The organism is Mycobacterium paraseoulense (assembly GCF_010731655.1).
Lineage (GTDB): Bacteria > Actinomycetota > Actinomycetes > Mycobacteriales > Mycobacteriaceae > Mycobacterium > Mycobacterium paraseoulense.
On record NZ_AP022619.1, the window covers coordinates 2509035 to 2526317 of the forward strand.

A 17283-nucleotide genomic window follows, 5' to 3' on the forward strand; every position below is an offset into this window, starting at 1 on the left:
GCTCTATGTTGTTGCCCCCTCCGACGCAGCCTATGCCGAGCCGGGCGCTGCGGACAACCGTCAGCCCGGCGCACGGTGGCTCCCTTCGTCGACGACGCCACGCGCGGTGAGGTGATCGATCAACGGGACGGCTCCCGCGGCGAGGTGTTGTGACATCGCCGCGCGGGCGAGCTCCTCATCGCGCTTCTTCAGAGCGGACAAGATCCGGCGGTGGTCCCTCATCGACTGTTCCGGCCAGCCTTCGATGGCGGGAAACACCGATTCCGGTGCGTAGCGGGTGATCTGCGACATCAGCTGGGCGAGTTTCGGAGAGTCCGCGGCGACGTTGATCGCCCGGTGGAATTGGTGATTGAGACGCACCGTCCGCTCGTCGTCATCCCCGGCGTAGGCATCTTCGAGTTCCGCCTGGATCTGTTTGAGTTCGCGCAGTTGGTCGTCGGTGATGTTGATCGCGGCCCGGGCAGCGAGTTCGCCACCGACGTGAGCCTGCACGTTCGCGACGTCGGTGACGTCGCGACCGGTCACCGGCAACACCATGAAACCACGGCGCGGCCGTTGGTCGATCAAGCCCTCCGCGCGCAGCGCAAAGAGCGCTTCCCGCACCGGCGTCACGCTGATGCCCAGCTCGGCGGCCAGTTGGTCCAGACGGACGTAGGACCCCGCGACGTAGGTGCCATCGAAGATCCGCCGGCGGATAAGGCCCGCGACGTCGTCGGACAGTTGGGGCCGCGCGGCGAAATCCGGAACCGTCATCGCTACACCTGGTACTCGGCGAGCAACCGCTTGCTGATGATGTTCTTCTGAATTTCGCTCGTCCCCTCGCCGATGAGCAGGAACGGCGCGTCGCGCATCAGCCGCTCGATCTCGTATTCCTTCGAATAGCCGTAGCCACCATGGATCCGGAAACTCTGCTGGGTGACCTCGGTGCAGTATTCGCTGCACAGGTATTTGGCCATCCCGGCGGCGACGTCGTTGCGCTCCCCCGAGTCCTTCAGCCTGGCCGCGTTGACCATCATCAGGTGCGCCGCTTCGACTTTGGTGGCCATCTCGGCCAGCTGGAAGGCGATGGCCTGATGCTCGGCGATGGGCTTGCCAAAGGTGTGGCGCTGTTGGGCGTAGCGGACGGCGAGCTCGAAGGCGCGGATGCCGACGCCACAGGCGCGGGCCGACACGTTGACCCGGCCGACCTCGATGCCGTCCATCATCTGGAAGAAGCCCTGTCCGGAAGTGCCGCCGAGGATGTCGTCGGCGCTGGCCCGGTAGCCGTCGAAAATCATCTCCGTCGTTTCGATGCCCTTGTAGCCGAGCTTGTCGATCTTGCCCGGAATCTGCAGCCCGGGAACGACTTCGCCGAAGCCAACCGGCTTTTCGACCAGGAATGCGGTCAGGTTCCGGTGCGGCTTGTCGGCGCCTTCGTCGGTGCGCACCAAGACCGCCACCAGCGTGGAGGTGGCGCCGTTGGTCAGCCACATCTTCTGCCCGTTGATGGTGTAGTCGCCGTCGGGATTGCGCACCGCCCGGGTGCGGATCGCGGCGACGTCGGAACCCAGCTCCGGCTCCGACATCGAAAACGCGCCCCGTGACTCGCCGGTCGCCATCCGCGGCAGGAACCGCTGCTTCTGCTCGTCCGTGCCGTGCTGGCGCAGCATGTAGGCCACGATGAAGTGGGTGTTGAGCACGCCAGACACGCTCATCCACCCGCGCGCCAACTCCTCGACGCACAGCGCGTACGTCAGTAGCGACTCACCCAGGCCGCCGTACTCCTGGGGAATCATCAGCCCGAACAGGCCCATGTCGCGCATCCGGTCGACGATGTCCTGTGGGTAGGTGTCGCCGCGTTCCAGCTCGGCGGCGTTCGGGATGACCTCCTTCTCCACGAATTGCCGCACGGTGGCGATGATTTCGGTCTGAAATTCGGTCAACCCGAGGGTCTGGGCGAGTTTGGTCATGCGCGGTCTTTCGGTTCCGGCTTGCTCAGCAAGCGATGGTCTTCGCGTCGGTGAGGCGTTCGATGTCGGCGGTCGTCAATCCCAGGTGCCGCTCGAGGATGTCGGCGGTGTCTTGCCCCAGGGCGGGCGCCGGCGCACCGGCGGGGTGGGCCCCATCGAAGGCGATCGGCAGGCCCGGGGCGAAGTACTCCCCCAGGCCCTCCTGGCACAACAGCGAAAAGAGTGGGTTGGCGGTCACTTTCGGGCTTGCGGCGACGTCGGCGAATGTGCGGTATCGCTCGAACAGCACCGTGGTGCCCGACAGCGCGGCGGCGATCTCGTCGGCGGTGTGGTCGGCGAACCAGGTGGCGAACAGGCCGGACAGGACACCGCGGTACCGGTAGCGCTCCCCCTCGGAATCAAAGTCGACGCCCAGCGCATCGGCGAGCGCCGACACCGCGGCGCCGGTACCCGTCACGTCGACCAGATCGCGAAAGTGCCTGCGGGTCAGGGTGACCACCATGTATCTGGCGCCGTCGCCGCTGGTGAAATCCTGCCCATACTGGCCGTAGATGGCGTTGCCCAGCCGTTGCCGCTGGGTGCCGGTGACCTGCGGCTCGGTCAACAGTCCGAGGTTTCCGGCGGTGGCCAGCGCGACGTCCTCGAGCGCCAGGCTGATCCGCGCGCCCGTGCCGGATTCGTCACGGCGGCGGACGGCGGTGACGACCGCCAGTGCCGCGTACAGGCCGCAACACACGTCCCAGGCCGGCAACACGTGATTGATCGGCCCGGCATGATCGGCGGGGCCGGTGACGAGCGGGAATCCGATGCCGGCGTTGACCGTGTAATCCACCCCGGTGGACCCGTCGCCGCGCCCCAGCAGCTGCACGTGGATGACGTCGGAACGCTTGGCGGCCAACACGTCGTGGCTGAGCCAGGGCAGGCCGGCGGCGTTGGTCACCACCACGCCGTCGCCCTCGACGATGAGCCGCTGGACCAGCTCCTGCCCTTCGGCGGATCGCAAATCGACGGTGGCGGACCGCTTCCCCTTGTTCAGTCCCGTCCAGTAGATCGACGTGCCGTCCGCCGCCAGCGGCCACCGCTGGACATCGGACGCTCCGCCGATCGGATCGATCCGAATCACCTCCGCGCCAAGCTGACCCAGCGTCATTCCGCACAGCGGGGCGGCGACGAAGCTGGACACCTCGACGACGGTGAGGCCGCTCAGGGCTTCGGTCACGTCGGGCCGACTCGCTCGAACACGGCCGCCAGACCCTGCCCACCGCCGATGCACATGGTCTCCAACCCGTAGCGCGCCTCGCGGCGGTTGAGCTCGCGCGCCAGGGTGGCCAGCATCCGCCCGCCCGTCGCACCGACCGGGTGACCCAGGGAGATCCCCGATCCGTGCACGTTCGTCCGCTCGTGGTCGGCGGCGCCGAAATTCCATTCGCGCATCACCGCGAGCGCTTGCGCGGCAAAGGCTTCGTTGAGTTCGATGACGTCGATCTCGGCCAGCCGCAGGCCGGCCTTGGCCAGAGCGACCTCGGTCGCCGGCACCGGCCCGATGCCCATGATGTGGGGCGCCACCCCCGCCAGCCCCCACGACACCAGGCGGACCAACGGCGTCAGGCCGTATTCGGCGGCCTTCTCGGGTGTGGTCACCACGCACATCGACGCCGCGTCGTTCTGCCCGCTGGAATTGCCGGCCGTTACCGTCGCCTCCGAATCCTCGCTCGACAACACGGGTTTGAGCTTGCTCAATGACTCGACCGAGGTGTCGGCGCGCGGATGCTCGTCGCTGTCGATGAGCTCCTCGCCCTGGCGGGTGCGCACCGCGACCGGGATGATCTCCTCCGCCAAGATGCCGTCCTTCTGTGCGGCCACCGCGCGCTGGTGCGACCGCACGGCGAGCTCGTCCTGCTCGAGACGCGAGATGCCGTACTGGCGGCGCAGGTTCTCGGCCGTCTCCAGCATTCCGCCGGGCACCGGGTGGTGACGCCCACCGGCGGTGGTGCGCCCCCGGGCCAGCCCGTCGTGCACGCGAACGCCGGTGCGCGCTCCGCCCCAACGCATGTCGGTGGAGTAGAAGGCGACGTTGCTCATGCTCTCGCAGCCGCCGGCGATGACGAGATCGTGATCGCCGTTGCCCACCTGCAGGCTTGCCTGGATCACCGCCTGCAGGCCGGACCCGCAGCGGCGGTCGACCTGCATCCCGGGAACCGTCACGGGCAAGCCGGAGTCCAATGCCACCACCCGTCCGATCGCCGGCGCCTCGCTGCTGGGGTAGCAGTGGCCGAGGATGACGTCGTGCACCGCGTCGGGCGCGATTCCGGTGCGTTCGAGGAGCCCCTTCAGGGCGGCGACGCCCAGGTCTACGGCGGTCAGCGACTTGAACATCCCGCCGTAGCGGCCGATCGGGGTCCGTACGGGTTCACAGATGACGGTCTCGCGCATCGCGCTCATAGATGCCGGCCGCCGGTGATTTCCATGACGGTCCCGGTCATGTACGAGGACAGGTCGGAAGCCAGGAACAGGGCCACGCTGGCGACCTCGCTGGGTTCGCCGGCCCGACCCATCGGCACCTCGGCAACCTTTGAATCCCAAATACGCTGCGGCATGGCCTCCGTCATCGCGGAGCGGATCAAACCGGGGGCGATCGCGTTCACCCGGACGCCCAGATAGGCCAGCTCTTTGGCGGCCGCCTTGGTCATCCCGACGATGCCGGCCTTGGCTGCCGAGTAGTTGGTCTGGCCGACCATGCCGACCTTCCCCGACACCGAGGACATGTTGATGATGACGCCCCGCTTGTTTTCCCGCATGACGGCGGCGGCCAGCCGGGTGCCGTTCCAGGTGCCCTTCAGGTGCACGGCGATGACCTGATCGAACTGCTCCTCGGTCATCTTGCGCATCGTCGCGTCGCGGGTGATCCCGGCGTTGTTGACCATGATGTCCAAGCCGCCGAACCGCTCGACGGCGGTCTGGATCAGGGTCTCGACGTCGGACGCCTGCGTGACATCGCAGCGGACCGCGACCGCGACGTCGTCGCCGCCCAACTGCTTCGCCACGACCTGGGTTTCTTCGAGATTGACGTCGCCCAGCACAACTCGCGCCCCCTCGGCGACAAAGCGTTCCGCGATGGCCAGACCCAGTCCCTGCGCACCGCCGGTGATTACCGCGGTCTGACCTGTCAGCATCGACACCTGGCTCACACTTCCTTCACTGTTATGGCCACCACCGGACACCCTCAATCCAAATATCATATTTGATATAGGATCGTGCCCTGAACCGGGGTGTCCGAACCAGGAGGGGAGCGCCGAGCCGATGACCACCGCTGAAATCGCCGAAGTCTCGGATGAAGACTTCGGCGAGATTCTCTCTCAGACAAGGCACTTCGTCCGAACCGCCGTCGTCCCGCGCGAACAGGAGATCCTGACCGAGGATCGGGTGCCCGACGACCTGCGCGACCAGGCCAAGAAGATGGGCCTGTTCGGGTATGCGATCCCGCAGCAGTGGGGCGGCCTGGGCCTGAACCTGATGCAAGATGTCGAGCTGGCAATGGAATTGGGCTACACCTCGCTGGCCTTGCGATCGATGTTCGGCACCAACAACGGCATCGCCGGGCAGGTGCTGGTCGGCTTCGGCACCGACGAGCAGAAGGCCCGCTGGCTGGAGTCCTTGGCGTCCGGCGACGTCGTCGCCTCGTTCGCGTTGACCGAGCCCGGCGCGGGATCCAACCCGGCCGGCCTGCGAACCAAAGCCGTTCGCGACCAAGCCGATTGGGTGATTTCCGGGCAGAAGCGCTTCATCACCAATGCGCCCGTCGCCGATCTGTTCGTGGTGTTCGCGCGCACCCGGCCGGCCGACGACCAGGGGCCCGGGATCGCCGTCTTCCTCGTTCCGGCGGACTCGCCGGGCGTCGAAGTGGGCGCCAAGGACGCCAAGATGGGTCAGGAGGGCGCCTGGACCGCCGACGTGAGCTTCAACGACGTCCGCGTCGAGGGCGGCGCACTGATCGGCGGCAGCGAAGACATCGGCTACCGAGCGGCGATGACGTCGCTGGCGCGGGGCCGGGTCCATATCGCCGCCCTCGCGGTGGGCGCCGCCCAACGCGCACTCGACGAATCGGTCTCCTACGCCGCCACCGCGACCCAGGGCGGCACGCCGATCGGGAGCTTTCAGTTGGTCCAGGCGATGCTCGCCGACCAGCAGACCGGGGTGCTGGCCGGGCGCGCGCTGGTCCGCGATGCCGCCCGGCTCTGGGTATCCGGTGAAGACCGCAGGGTCGCGCCGTCGGCGGCCAAGCTGTTCTGCACCGAAATGGCCGGCAACGTGGCCGATCTCGCGGTGCAGATTCACGGCGGCAGCGGCTACATGCACGGCGTCCCGGTCGAGCGCATCTACCGCGACGTGCGGCTGCTGCGGCTCTACGAGGGCACCAGCGAGATTCAGCGGTTGATCATCGGGTCCAACCTCATCAAAGCGGCGCAGCGCGCCACCACAACCAAGGAGCGCTGATGAGCGGCAAGCTTGCGGGCAGAGTGGCATTCATCACCGGAGCGGCGCGCGGGCAGGGCCGGGCGCATGCGGTCCGTCTGGCGCGGGAGGGCGCCGACATCATCGCCGTCGACATCGCCGGCAAGCTTCCCTCCTGCGTCCCCTACGACCCGGCGACCCCCGATGACCTGAGCGAGACCGTCCGCCTGGTCGAAGAGACGAACCGCCGGATCATCGCCTCCGTCGTGGACACCCGCGACTTCGAAGGGCTCCGCAAGGCCGTCGACGCCGGTGTCGACGCGCTCGGGCGGCTGGACATCATCGTCGCCAACGCCGGCGTCGCCGCCCCGCAGCCCTGGAACGAGATCACCCCGGAAAACTTCCGCGACGTCATCGACATCAACGTGACCGGCACCTGGAACACCGTGATGGCGGGCGCGGACAAGATCATCGAGGGCGGCCGGGGCGGCTCGATCATCCTGATCAGTTCGGCGGCCGGCATGAAGATGCAGCCGTTCATGGTGCACTACACCGCCAGTAAGCACGCCGTCACCGGGATGGCGCGGGCCTTCGCCGCCGAGCTCGGCAAGCATTCGATCCGGGTCAACAGCGTGCATCCCGGGCCGGTGAACACGCCAATGGGCACGGGCGACATGGTCGCCGCGGTGGGCAGGGCGATGGAGACCAACCCGCAGCTGTCCAACGTGCTCACGCCGTTCCTGCCCGACTGGGCCGCCGAACCGGAGGAGATCGCCGACACGGTGTGCTGGCTGGCGAGCGACGAGTCCCGCAAGATCACCGCCGCCCGGATCCCGGTCGATCAGGGTTCGACGCAATACTGACCGACGCGCCGGGGGAATAGATTCGCCACGACCGGCACTTGCAGGGCACATGAAAGCCTTCACCGAGAGCGAACGTCAGGAGTTTTTGGCCGCCACGCACGTGGCGGTGCTGTCCGTCGACGCCGCCGACGGGCGGCCGCCCGCGAGCGTGCCGATCTGGTACGACTACACCCCCGGTGGCAACATCCGGATCATGACCGGGGCGGCCAGCCGTAAGGCCCGGCTGATCGAGCGGGCCGGCAAGGTGACGCTCGTCGTCCAGCGCGAGGAGCCGCCGTACCAGTACGTGGTGGTCGAAGGCACCGTCGTCGAGACCGCCAAGCCCGCCCCGACCGATGTGCAGGAGGCCGTCGCCATCCGCTACCTCGGCGAGGAAGGCGGACGGGCGTTCATCCGCAGCATGGAGGGCGTGGAAGAGGTGATGTACACCATCCGCCCCGACCGCTGGATGAGCGCGGATTTCACCGGCGACCTCTGAGGTCTCAGCCGATCAGCTCCAGCGTCCCCAGCTCGCGGATCGCCTGGCAGCCGCGGCTGAGCATGGCGAGCACCATGTCGTCGCCGCGCTCGGTTGCGGCGGCGAACGCGAACCCCAGCGCCGAGATCAACGGTGCCTGCAGCACCCCGAGCCGGTAATCACGCCAACACGTTTCGGCGTCGTAGCCGGTGACGCCGCCCGCCGTGAGCGCGCGATGGTAGTCGGCGACGAGCTGTTCCTCGGTACTCGCGCGCAGCCGCGAATTGAGGCTGGTCGCGGTGAAGTAGGCGAGATCCCTGGCCGGCAATCCGACGCCGAGCGTCTGCCAGTCGACGACGCTGACCCGGGTCCGGTCGGGATCGAACAGCAGGTTGTCCAGGCGATAGTCCCCGTGCAGCAGGGCAAACCGGTCGTACTCGGAGAGCAGCCACGGCGTGACCAATCCCATTGCTGCACTGAAGGTGTCGCGGTCTTCCGCGCTCATTCGGTCGCCCAGCTTGTCCAGGGTGATGTCGGCGCTCATCTTCGCCACCTCGCCCATGCCGCCGGCGCCCGCTTCGTCGGGCCTGGCGAACGCGATGCCCGGGAAGTCGAGCCAGACAGGATCACACCAGCTGGGCGCGTGCAGGCCGGCCAGGGCGGTGACCGCGAGGCGCGCTTCGGTTTCCCCGCACCCGGCGAGCTGATCCCCCTGCACCGCCGGCGCCTGATCGGCGAGCAGCAAAGCGAACTCCATTGCATCATCGGTGATCTCGGAATAGAAGCACTGCGGCGTCGGTACTTGCACCCGATCCACCACGGATGAGTAGAACGCGCATTCGCTGCGATATCCGATGACGACCCGGTCACGCACGGTGTCGTCCTGCGCCGGCAGCTTGATGACGAACGTGCCCGGAAGGTCGCCGGGATCCGTCGCGTATCGGGCGGACACCCGGTAGGTTGCGCCGGTCTGCCCGGTGCCGATCGCGACCACGTCCACGTCGGCGACCTCGACCGGTGCGCCGCGCCCACTGAGGGCGGCCGACAACCAGGCCGGGGTCACGTCGCCGGGATAGCGCGGAATCGACACCACAGCACTCATGAACAGCACGCCTCCTCGACCCGGACAGCTCCGCCCGACTGACAAACTGTAAGGCATACCGCAAGAGCCGCGGTCGACTACGGTGACCTAGTCGGCGAGGATCCGCCATTCCGCGGCCTCGTGCTGCTGCCGCCAGAACTCGTCGAAACGCCCGCCCGCCGCGAGCAATTCGCCGACCGTTCCATCCTCGATCACCCGGCCATCGTCGAGGAACAGGACGCGGTCGGCGTGACTGATGCTGGCCAGTCGGTGCGCGACGATCACCTGGGTGCGCGGCCGCGGGTCGAGCGTCAGCGCGTCGACCACCGCCGCCTCGTTTTCGGTGTCCAGGGCGCTGGTCGCCTCGTCCACCAGCAGTATCGACGCCGGCTTGAGCAGCGCCCGCGCGATGCTGACCCGTTGGCGTTCGCCGCCCGACAGCGCCGAGCCGGCCTCGCCGACGACCGTGTCGGCGCCGTCGGGCAGCCGAGCGATGAGTTCGTCGACGCGGGCGAGGGCCACGGCCCGGCCGAACTGTTCGTCACCCGCGCCTGGGTCCCCGGCGAACACGTTGTCCCGGATCGACCCGTGGAACAGGTAGGGATGTTGGAACACGACGCTGCTTGCCGCCCGTCGGGCTTCGGTGTCCAGCGTCGCCGCGTCGACGCCGTCGATCAGGACCCGGCCGCGGCCGGGTTCGTGCAACCCCGCGATCAGCGCCAGGACGGTGCTCTTGCCCGACCCGGACGGCCCGACGATCGCCGTCGTGCTGCCCGGCTCCAGGGTGAAGCTCACCCCGTCGAGCACCGGTGCGCCGGCGCCGTCATACCGGAACACGACATTGTCGAACTCGATGCGGGGCGCCGCCGCAGCGACGGGCAACGCGGCGGGCCCGGAGTCCATCGGTGGCGCCGCAAGCACGGAACGGATGCGGTCGAGCGTGGCGCGGGTGCTCTCCAGCGCCGGTGCCAGTTCGCTGATCGTGGTGAACGGCTCCAGGTAGCGCACGATCACGACGATCAAGGCGATGGCCTCGGGGACGGTGACGGTTTTGTTCACCGTCATCGCCGCGGTCGCCCCCGCCAGCAGAATCAGGGAGAGCTGGCTGGCCAGGCTGAACAGCAGCTGACCGGGAACCTGCATGGACAGCAGCCGCATGGTCGCGCCGTGCTGCGCGGCCAGCGCATCGCCGACCAGACTGCGCGCCGGCTCAACCCGCCGCGCGGCCCGCAACGCCTGCTGGGTGCGGGCGAATTCGATGATCCGCTCGGTGAGCGCGCTGTTGGCCGCGTCGGCCGCGGTGTCGGCACGCCGCGCCAGTCGCGCCGACGCCCACAGCGCGCCCAGCAGCAACGGCACACCCGCGAGCGCGGCCAGGCCGAGCTGCCACGCGATCGGGAGTAAGGCCAGCCCGATGGCCGCGGGCAGCAGGACGGCGGAGATCAGCGGCGTCAGCAGGTTCACGACCAGGCCGACCAGTTCCGGCCCGGTCGCGGCGATCGCCTGCCGCGCCGTCGCGGTGTGTTCGGCGGTGAACCAGTCCAGCCGGACCGCGGGTAAGCGGTCCGCGACGTCGTGCTGGCTGTGGTCCAGCACGGCAAAACCGAGATCGAAGCCGATGCGCGCCGTCGTGGCGTCGATCACCCAGCCGATCACCGTGGCGGCGGTGAGCCAGCCCAGCCACACCAGCGCGCGATGTGGGGCGCCGCTGAACAGCGCGCCCACCAGGGGCACCAGCAGCACAGCGGCGACCGCTCGGATGACCACGGAGAGCAATGCGAGCACGGCGTAGGCGGCCACCCGGGCGCGGCGATCCGCCGGGACCAGGCCCAACCAGGTGCGGATCATCGCGAGCCCTCCCGGGTCGCTGTGGCCGCGACCGGGTCCCGTCGGCCGCCCTCCCACAGCCGTCGGTAGCGGCCGTCGGCGGCCAGCAACTCGTCGTGCGTGCCACGTTCGGCGATCCGGCCGTGGTCGAGCACGACGATCTGGTCGGCCCCGGTGATGGTGTGCAGCCGGTGGGCGATCACCAAGACGGTGCGGTCCCGCGTCAATCGGTTGAGGGCCTGCTGCACAAGGTATTCCGATTCGGGGTCGGCGAACGCGGTGGCCTCGTCAAGGATCAGGACCGGGGTGTCCGCGAGGATCGCGCGGGCGATGGTCAGCCGCTGCCGCTCCCCGCCCGAAAGGCCCGTTCCCGCGCCGAGCACCGTGTCGTAGCCGTCCGGCAACCGCATGATCCGGTCGTGGATGTGCGCCTGGCGCGCCGCCTCCTCGATTTGCGCAGCGGTGGCGTCCGGGACGGCCAGGGCGATGTTGTCGGCGACGGTGCCGTGCACCAGCTGCGTCTCCTGCAGGACGAATCCGACCTTCGCATAGAGCTCGTCGGCGGACATCGACCGGATGTCCTGTCCCCCAATGCGTATCGTCCCGTGGTCGACGTCGTGGAAGCGGGCCAGCAGGGCAGCAAGCGTCGACTTGCCGGACCCGGACGGGCCGACGAGGGCGGTGACCGTGCCGGGATGCAGCGTCAGCGACACGCCGCGGATCACCGGGACACCGGGCCGATAGCCGAAGCTGACGCCGTCGAACACCACCGTCGCCGACGGATCCGCGGGCCGGTCCGGCTCCCGCACTTCGAGCTCGGGCTCGTCGAGGGTGTTCTGCAGGCGCCGCGCGGCGAGCACGCCGGCGCTGATACCGCCAACCCCGTAGGCGATACCGAGTAGTCGCGCGCCGAAGGTGGTGCCCAACAACAGGAATGGCAAGAGATTCACCGGATCCATCCGCCCGCTGGTGGTGAGCAGCGTGCCCGTCAGCACGATGAGCCACAGGAAGGTCGACGGCCGGGTGACCAGGTCCATGAGCGTCTTCTTGCCGGCCAATGGACGCTGCCAGGAGACCAGAAAGTCGATGTACTCGTCCAGGTTGCGCCGGAAGCTGGATGCGGCCGCGCCGCCGAAGACGCGGATCACCGGCTGACCCTCCAGGTAGGCACCGGCCTCCCCGCTCATCTTTTCGGCCCAGCGCTGCGACTGCGGGATGCGCGGGCCGGACTGGATGGTGAGCGACGAGGTCAACACCAGGTACACCAGGACGGGCACGAACAGCACGAGCGCCACCCGCCAGTCCACGGCGAACAGATAGATCAACACCGCCACCGGCGCGATGATCGCCGCGACCGCGTCGGGGATGGCGTGGGTGACCAGATAGTGCAGCGACAGCGTGTCGTCCTGCAGCAGCCTCTTGATCGAGCCCGATCCCCGCGCGGTGAACCAGCCCAGCGGCAAGCGAGATAGCTTGCGCAACAGCCGCGATCGCAGGCCGGCGGCGAACCGCGTGTCGACGACGTGCAACCACAGCGTGAGGGCCGCACCGAGGACGGTGCCCAGTCCCAGCAGCGCGACGGCCGCGAGCCCGACGTCCCAGAGTCGCGCCGCGGGCGCCCCGGCCACCAGCAACCGGGCCAGCTCGACCAGCAGCACGAAGGGCGCCAGCTGCACCACCGTGATGACGGCCTGCAGCACACCGGACAGGATCAGCGCCGAGCGCAGCGGCGCGAGCAGCCGGCCGGCGGCCTGGACGCGCCAACTGCCGCGCGCGGCCGGGCTGGGCGTCTTGTCGCCGGGCGCTGGCGGCGAGACCTGCTCTGCTGCAACGTTCTTGGTAGTCCCCTGGTCTTCACCACGGTGCGTGCCCATCGCGCGCCCGGCACTCCAGTAGGCCTGGGCGTGTATTTCGGACTTGGGGAAGCCGAACTCGTCACGCAGCCGCGTCCGCACGTGCTTGAGCACGGTCGCCTCGGGCGTCGCCCACGCGTACCAGTTGGACCAATCTCGGCTTTCGATCGCGACCGCAAGCGATCTCTCGTCACGCCGGGGCACCCAGTGCACTTGCAGCCGCGGATGCGGCGCGATCGGGATCAGGACGTCGTTGTCGTCGTGCCGCTCGAGATACATCTCGATCGGCACGTCGTCGGGAACGACTCCGATGATCCCGTTCATGCCCGGGATCGACGCCGAATCCCCGATCAGCAGGTAGCCGGCCGGCTGCTCGTCGGGCACGTCGAAGCGCGACGAGCCCATCAGGGCCATGACGGCGATCGTGGCCCCGGGTTCGGCGGTGCGCGCCCACTTCGATGCCGGGCCGGCGGGATCGTGCAGAACGATGTCGACGGCGAAGCGGCCGCTGGGAACGTCCGCCTCCGAAATCGTGTAAGCCCGCTGGAATTCGGTGGTCGATCCGTCCGGGTCCGGAAACCAGAACCGCAGCCAGGCGGCGGGTTCGGCATCCACGTCTTCGAACAATGTCGGTGACATCATCCGTATGCGCACGAAATGCGGTGCGATCTCGACGGTTTCGACCACCGTCGCGGTGTGATCGCGGGCGCCGAAGCTACGCAACATCGCACCGGAGAATCCGCGTGCCATCAGCGGTCCCTTCCCGCGGCGCTCAACTCCGCGACGACTTCACCCGACGGCCCGGCGGACCCCTACTCGACAAGTTACCGCACAAACTAAGGGTTGCCTTACCAAAGGTCAAACCCGGGTCGTGGGCGCCGGCAAGTAGCCTGGTGGCGTGAGCGGTGAATCGGCGCCGCCCGTGTTGCTCTACGACGGGGTCTGCGGCGTCTGCAACTCGGTGGTGCAAACCATCCTTCGGTTCGACCCGGACGGCTCCCTACGTTTCGCGGCGCTGGACAGCGACTTCTCCCGAGGGGTCTTCGATCGGCATCCCGCGATCGCGGGCGTCGATTCGATGGTCTTCGTCGACGAACCCGGCCAGCCCACCGAACGCGTCGCCGTGCGATCCGCCGCCGCGTTGCGGGTGGTGAATTACCTCGGCGGCCCCTGGAAGTTGCTGCGGGTGGCTCGCGTCATTCCCACACCGCTGCGCGATTGGCTCTACGACCGGGTCGCCGACGTCCGCTATCGCATCTTCGGCAAGCACGACACGTGCCCGCTGCCGCCGCCGGAGGTTCGCGCGCGATTCTTGGACGCTTAGTCCACGGCGTGGTCGGCCTCGGACTCCTTGCGCTTGAGCTCGGCCAGCTTGCGGTCCTCGACCGCCGCGTCGCGATGCTTGGCCGCCGATTCGCGGTGTATGTCCACATCGGACACGCCTTGTTCGAGGGTCCGGTCTTGCATTAGGGCGGATTCTTCGTGTTTGAGAGCCGATTCCTCCAAGCTGCGAGCGGCTGACAGCCCCGCGTGAGCGGCGCGTGCGCGCGCCTCCGCGGCTCTGCGTTCCGCGAGCTCCGCATCTCTTGCAGTAACGACTTCTTCGCGTGACTGGTTTCCGGTGGCCATGGCGCCTCCCTCGCGTCCCGTGCAGCTGACATACCCAGCAGAAAGGGGTTGGCGCTTTGCCGCAGCAAATGACGGTGCGGGCGGAGGGACTCGAAGCCAGGACATGTCAGGGAGTCCACGGGAGCTATTTGTAACCCGGCGGAAAGTGTCCCTTTCGGTGCTCCTGGTTGCTCCAGGTCGATGAACGCAGTCCGAACCTCGGACCGCGACGACCTGAAGGAATCACCATGAAGAACACTCGCAAGCCGACTCGCTTCCAGTACGCCGCCACGGTGTTTGGCGCGCTGGCCATCGTCACGTTGGCCCCCGCCACCGCCTACGCCGAGCCCAGCGGGCCCACTGGCTCGAGCGGCGGATGCCACTACACCGACCCTGACGGCTACGACATCCCGATCGACGAGGGCCAGGGCGTCATTGTCGGCGGCAAGCTGGTCACCTGCACCGGTGGGAAAACGGTCGTCACCGATGCCCCGGCACGCACGAACCCCCACCGGCCCATCGCACCGCCCAATCACGCGCCGGTACTGACCAGGAAAATGTAAGCCTCCCAGGCGCACTGAAAGCCGGTCATCTAGCCGTTGGGCCCGCCGCCGCGGAAACAGGGTGGTGGGCCCGACCCTCCTGCTTTATCGGCCGGCACTGGCCCCCACGCCTCACCCGCGTGAGCGTGGTTGACGTGAGCGGTGGCGTCGTCAAGATGCACAACTTGCCGCGGATTATCAAGGGCTACAAGCGTTTTCGCGATGTACCGATGCACGTTGCTCGACGCCTGACACCTACGCGGACCTGTTCGACGACGACTTGGACGCAGTAGAGGTGACACTGCACGCCCGATACTCACCGAAGGATGCGGGCACGCCGCCTCGTAGCAACCTCAGAAACTGGTTGTACCAGCACTAACGGCCTTGGAGAGCAGTGCGGGCGGAGGGACTCGAACCCTCACGCTCTTTCGAGCACCGGCACCTAAAGCCGGCATGTCTGCCATTCCATCACGCCCGCAGCGTGCTGATCGTACAGCTCAGCTCGCCGCAGGACCTGTCGGCAGTCCCGCCTACTTCGGGTTCCACACAGGGGGAAAGGTGCACAGCGTGCGGTCGGCGGAGGAGTTCGAACTCGTGCGGCGCCTCGTCGCAGCCGGAGCAAACGACTGCGCAATTTCGCGACGAATCGGTGTGCCACGAACGAGGGTTCGGAACTGGCGGCGACGGCCACAAATCCGGACGAGATCGGTGAGCGGAGGGCCATGCGGCGTCGGTCATGATTTTCTGCTGTCCCGCCAGCGGCATACTGCTACCTGCTTGGCCTTTACTTGGGCGACGGCTGTGTTTCACAGCTCCCAGCGGGTCTGGCACCTGAGAATCACGCTCGACAAGAAGTACCCGGAAATTGTCGAGCGTTGTTGCGCCGCGATGGAAATCGTGATGACTGGGCAGCACGCAGCAGTCCATCCGCGAACGACTGGATGCGTCGTGGTCTCGCTGTACTCAAAGCACTGGCCGTGTCTGTTGCCCCAACACGGTCCCGGCCAGAAGCACCTGAGGCCGATTCGGCTGGAACCCGGGCAAGAGGCGCTGATCAATCAAGCCACCGAGGAGTTCATCCGCGGCCGGTTCACCGCGGCACTCGACCACATGGGTATCCCGTGGACGCGGCCGAGCACGTACGGCATCGCCGTGTACCGCAAGGCGGCGGTGGCACGCCTCGACGAATTCGGCGGACCCAAATCGTGAGCGGTACCGTCAAGGGGTGTCCACTACGCGTCGTCGCAGGCCCGCGCTGATCGCCTTGGTGATCGTCGCGGCCTGCGGCTGCCTGGCGCTGGGCTGGTGGCAGTGGACGAGGTTCCAGTCGGTATCGGGCACGTTCCAGAACCTCGGCTACGCGCTGCAGTGGCCGCTGTTCGCCTGGTTCTGCGTGTACGCGTACCGCAAATACGTGCGCTACGAAGAGATGCCGCCGGAGCCCCGGCACGACGCCGCCCTCACCGAGATACCCGCCGGCCTGCTGCCCGAGCGCCCCAAGCCGGTGCAGCAGCCGTCCGACGATCCCGCGCTGGCCGAGTACAACGCGTACCTGGCCGAGCTTGCCAAACAAGACGCCGAAAAACAGAACAGGACCACCGCATGACCACACCGGAGACACCAGGGGCACCGACGTCTGCCTTCCCCGTCGAAAAGATCCGCACCGCGTTGCTCGGCTATCGGATCATGGCGTGGACGACGGGTCTCTGGCTGATCGCGCTGTGCTACGAGATCGTGTCGCACCTCGTCTTGCACCACGAGATCCGCTGGATCGAGGTGGTCCACGGCTGGGTGTACTTCATCTATGTCCTGACCGCGTTCAACCTGGCGGTCAAGGTGCGCTGGCCGATTCCCAAGACCATCGGTGTGCTGCTCGCCGGGACGATCCCGCTGCTGGGCATCATCGTCGAACACTTCCAGACCAGGGACGTCAAGGCCCGCTTCGGCCTGTAGGGCTCGACTCTGCCGGCCGCTTTCACACCCCGCGGGCCCTAACCCAGCTCCCGCAGCGCCGGCACCAGCAGCCTGAGGGCGCGACCGCGATGGGAAACCGCGTCCTTCTCCTCGGGGCTGAGCTCCGCCGCGGTGCGCTCCGAACCGTCGGGAACGAAAACCGGGTCATACCCGAAGCCGCCGTCGCCCCGCGGTTCCCGGGCGATGCGGCCGGGCCACTCGCCGCGGACGACGACCTCGCCCGCCGGCCCGGCCAGGGCGCAGGCGGACACGAACGCCGCGCCGCGCCGTTCGTCGGGCACGTCGCGCATCTGCGCCAACAGCAGCGCGGTATTGGCGGCGTCGTCGCCGTGGTTGCCCGACCAGCGCGCCGACAGCACGCCGGGCATGCCGTTCAGAGCGGCCACCTCCAGGCCGGAGTCGTCGGCCACGGCGGCCAGGCCCGTCACGGCGAACGCATCCCGCGCCTTGGCCAGCGCGTTGTCCTCGAACGTCGCGCCCGTCTCGGGCGCCTCATCGAACGGCGGGACGTCGCGCAACGAGAGCAATGTCAGCCCCGTCAAGCCGGCCGCGTCGAGCACCCGGCGCAATTCGGCCAACTTCTTGAGGTTGCGGCTGGAGACCAGCAACTCGGTCACCGGTTAATCCGATCCATGCCGCCACCTCCGCAAGAGCCACCCATGCACACGACAACAAGT

General features: G+C 68.0%; 18 protein-coding genes and 1 tRNA gene. 8 read left to right on the forward strand and 11 right to left on the reverse strand.

The genetic code is table 11. The features are described from left to right. Nucleotides 1-60: 60 nt before the first annotated feature. The 5 genes from G6N51_RS11490 to fabG are packed head-to-tail and all read right to left on the reverse strand — an operon-like array spanning nt 61 to nt 5122. Entirely contained in the window at nt 61-753 is a 693-nt protein-coding gene (locus tag G6N51_RS11490; protein ID WP_083170264.1) for a GntR family transcriptional regulator, read from the reverse strand. A gap of 2 nt (nt 754-755) precedes the next feature. Continuing rightward, nucleotides 756-1949 (reverse strand): acyl-CoA dehydrogenase family protein, encoded by a 1194-nt coding sequence (locus G6N51_RS11495; protein ID WP_083170262.1) that lies wholly within the window; start codon nt 1947-1949, stop codon nt 756-758. A 25-nt stretch (nt 1950-1974) separates the two neighbouring features. Beyond that, entirely contained in the window at nt 1975-3168 is a 1194-nt protein-coding gene (locus G6N51_RS11500) for a CoA transferase (RefSeq protein ID WP_083170260.1), read from the reverse strand. After that, nucleotides 3165-4391: an acetyl-CoA C-acetyltransferase gene (locus G6N51_RS11505; RefSeq protein WP_083170258.1), complete on the reverse strand. Its 1227-nt coding sequence runs from the start codon at nt 4389-4391 to the stop codon at nt 3165-3167. The genes G6N51_RS11500 and G6N51_RS11505 overlap by 4 nt, the downstream gene beginning before the upstream one ends. Further along, nucleotides 4388-5122 (reverse strand): 3-oxoacyl-ACP reductase FabG, encoded by a 735-nt coding sequence (gene fabG / locus G6N51_RS11510; protein WP_067757882.1) that lies wholly within the window; start codon nt 5120-5122, stop codon nt 4388-4390. The genes G6N51_RS11505 and fabG overlap by 4 nt, the downstream gene beginning before the upstream one ends. A gap of 127 nt (nt 5123-5249) precedes the next feature. On the opposite strand from fabG, the gene G6N51_RS11515 reads away from it, so the two are divergent. From G6N51_RS11515 to G6N51_RS11525, 3 genes are read left to right on the forward strand one after another with little or no spacing between them, the layout of a single operon-like run. Beyond that, complete coding sequence (locus G6N51_RS11515; protein ID WP_083170256.1) at nt 5250-6443, forward strand: acyl-CoA dehydrogenase family protein; 1194 nt, start codon at nt 5250-5252, stop codon at nt 6441-6443. Beyond that, on the forward strand, nt 6443-7264 hold the full coding sequence (locus G6N51_RS11520; RefSeq protein WP_083170254.1) for a mycofactocin-coupled SDR family oxidoreductase: 822 nt from the start codon (nt 6443-6445) through the stop codon (nt 7262-7264). Before G6N51_RS11515 ends, G6N51_RS11520 begins: the two co-directional genes overlap by 1 nt. A 49-nt stretch (nt 7265-7313) precedes the next feature. Continuing rightward, the gene (locus G6N51_RS11525) at nt 7314-7742 is read left to right on the forward strand and encodes a pyridoxamine 5'-phosphate oxidase family protein (protein WP_083170252.1); all 429 of its coding nucleotides are present in this window, start codon (nt 7314-7316) and stop codon (nt 7740-7742) included. 4 nt (nt 7743-7746) lie between these two features. Here the strand turns inward: G6N51_RS11525 and G6N51_RS11530 are convergent, their stop codons facing one another. The 3 genes from G6N51_RS11530 to G6N51_RS11540 form a co-directional block, all read right to left on the reverse strand. Next, nucleotides 7747-8823: a phosphotransferase family protein gene (locus G6N51_RS11530; RefSeq protein ID WP_083170506.1), complete on the reverse strand. Its 1077-nt coding sequence runs from the start codon at nt 8821-8823 to the stop codon at nt 7747-7749. Between the two features lie 87 nt (nt 8824-8910). Further along, entirely contained in the window at nt 8911-10650 is a 1740-nt protein-coding gene (locus G6N51_RS11535) for an ABC transporter ATP-binding protein (protein WP_083170504.1), read from the reverse strand. Further along, on the reverse strand, nt 10647-13232 hold the full coding sequence (locus G6N51_RS11540) for an ABC transporter ATP-binding protein/permease (RefSeq protein WP_083170250.1): 2586 nt from the start codon (nt 13230-13232) through the stop codon (nt 10647-10649). The genes G6N51_RS11535 and G6N51_RS11540 overlap by 4 nt, the downstream gene beginning before the upstream one ends. A 148-nt stretch (nt 13233-13380) precedes the next feature. Between G6N51_RS11540 and G6N51_RS11545 the strand changes: the two genes are divergently transcribed. Continuing rightward, nucleotides 13381-13806 carry a thiol-disulfide oxidoreductase DCC family protein gene (locus G6N51_RS11545; RefSeq protein WP_083170248.1) on the forward strand — a complete coding sequence of 142 codons (426 nt, stop codon included), beginning with the start codon at nt 13381-13383 and terminating at the stop codon, nt 13804-13806. On the opposite strand, the gene G6N51_RS29545 is transcribed toward G6N51_RS11545, so the two are convergent. Beyond that, a complete protein-coding gene (locus tag G6N51_RS29545) occupies nt 13803-14111 on the reverse strand; it encodes a hypothetical protein (protein WP_083170246.1) in 309 nt (102 codons plus the stop codon). The two genes, G6N51_RS11545 and G6N51_RS29545, sit on opposite strands and share 4 nt — an antisense overlap. A gap of 227 nt (nt 14112-14338) precedes the next feature. Here G6N51_RS29545 and G6N51_RS11555 point away from each other — a divergent pair, with 227 nt between their 5' ends. Further along, the gene (locus G6N51_RS11555; protein ID WP_083170244.1) at nt 14339-14653 is read left to right on the forward strand and encodes a hypothetical protein; all 315 of its coding nucleotides are present in this window, start codon (nt 14339-14341) and stop codon (nt 14651-14653) included. A 374-nt stretch (nt 14654-15027) separates the two neighbouring features. Here the strand turns inward: G6N51_RS11555 and G6N51_RS11560 are convergent. Then, nucleotides 15028-15110, reverse strand: a tRNA-Leu gene (locus G6N51_RS11560). A gap of 470 nt (nt 15111-15580) precedes the next feature. Here G6N51_RS11560 and G6N51_RS29180 point away from each other — a divergent pair. Genes G6N51_RS29180 through G6N51_RS11575 form a run of 3 tightly spaced genes read left to right on the forward strand, consistent with a single transcriptional unit; the run spans nt 15581 to nt 16585 of the window. Beyond that, nucleotides 15581-15841 (forward strand): hypothetical protein, encoded by a 261-nt coding sequence (locus tag G6N51_RS29180; RefSeq protein WP_232078344.1) that lies wholly within the window; start codon nt 15581-15583, stop codon nt 15839-15841. Between the two features lie 16 nt (nt 15842-15857). Continuing rightward, on the forward strand, nt 15858-16238 hold the full coding sequence (locus G6N51_RS11570) for a hypothetical protein (protein WP_083170242.1): 381 nt from the start codon (nt 15858-15860) through the stop codon (nt 16236-16238). After that, nucleotides 16235-16585, forward strand: a complete 351-nt coding sequence (locus G6N51_RS11575; protein ID WP_083170240.1) for a DUF3817 domain-containing protein — start codon at nt 16235-16237, stop codon at nt 16583-16585. Before G6N51_RS11570 ends, G6N51_RS11575 begins: the two co-directional genes overlap by 4 nt. 38 nt (nt 16586-16623) lie before the next feature. On the opposite strand, the gene rdgB is transcribed toward G6N51_RS11575, so the two are convergent. Then, the gene (rdgB, locus tag G6N51_RS11580; RefSeq protein WP_083170238.1) at nt 16624-17223 is read right to left on the reverse strand and encodes an RdgB/HAM1 family non-canonical purine NTP pyrophosphatase; all 600 of its coding nucleotides are present in this window, start codon (nt 17221-17223) and stop codon (nt 16624-16626) included. Nucleotides 17224-17283: the final 60 nt, after the last annotated feature.

Coding starts and splice junctions, on each gene's coding strand:
- G6N51_RS29545 (WP_083170246.1), bottom strand. CDS start 14,111: ATGGCCACCGGAAACCAGTCACGCGAAGAAGTCGTTACTGCAAGAGAT.
- G6N51_RS11505 (WP_083170258.1), bottom strand. CDS start 4,391: ATGAGCGCGATGCGCGAGACCGTCATCTGTGAACCCGTACGGACCCCG.
- fabG (WP_067757882.1), bottom strand. CDS start 5,122: ATGCTGACAGGTCAGACCGCGGTAATCACCGGCGGTGCGCAGGGACTG.
- G6N51_RS11535 (WP_083170504.1), bottom strand. CDS start 10,650: ATGATCCGCACCTGGTTGGGCCTGGTCCCGGCGGATCGCCGCGCCCGG.
- G6N51_RS11530 (WP_083170506.1), bottom strand. CDS start 8,823: ATGAGTGCTGTGGTGTCGATTCCGCGCTATCCCGGCGACGTGACCCCG.
- G6N51_RS11520 (WP_083170254.1), top strand. CDS start 6,443: ATGAGCGGCAAGCTTGCGGGCAGAGTGGCATTCATCACCGGAGCGGCG.
- G6N51_RS11490 (WP_083170264.1), bottom strand. CDS start 753: ATGACGGTTCCGGATTTCGCCGCGCGGCCCCAACTGTCCGACGACGTC.
- G6N51_RS11495 (WP_083170262.1), bottom strand. CDS start 1,949: ATGACCAAACTCGCCCAGACCCTCGGGTTGACCGAATTTCAGACCGAA.
- G6N51_RS11525 (WP_083170252.1), top strand. CDS start 7,314: ATGAAAGCCTTCACCGAGAGCGAACGTCAGGAGTTTTTGGCCGCCACG.
- G6N51_RS11575 (WP_083170240.1), top strand. CDS start 16,235: ATGACCACACCGGAGACACCAGGGGCACCGACGTCTGCCTTCCCCGTC.
- G6N51_RS11515 (WP_083170256.1), top strand. CDS start 5,250: ATGACCACCGCTGAAATCGCCGAAGTCTCGGATGAAGACTTCGGCGAG.
- G6N51_RS11555 (WP_083170244.1), top strand. CDS start 14,339: ATGAAGAACACTCGCAAGCCGACTCGCTTCCAGTACGCCGCCACGGTG.
- G6N51_RS11540 (WP_083170250.1), bottom strand. CDS start 13,232: ATGGCACGCGGATTCTCCGGTGCGATGTTGCGTAGCTTCGGCGCCCGC.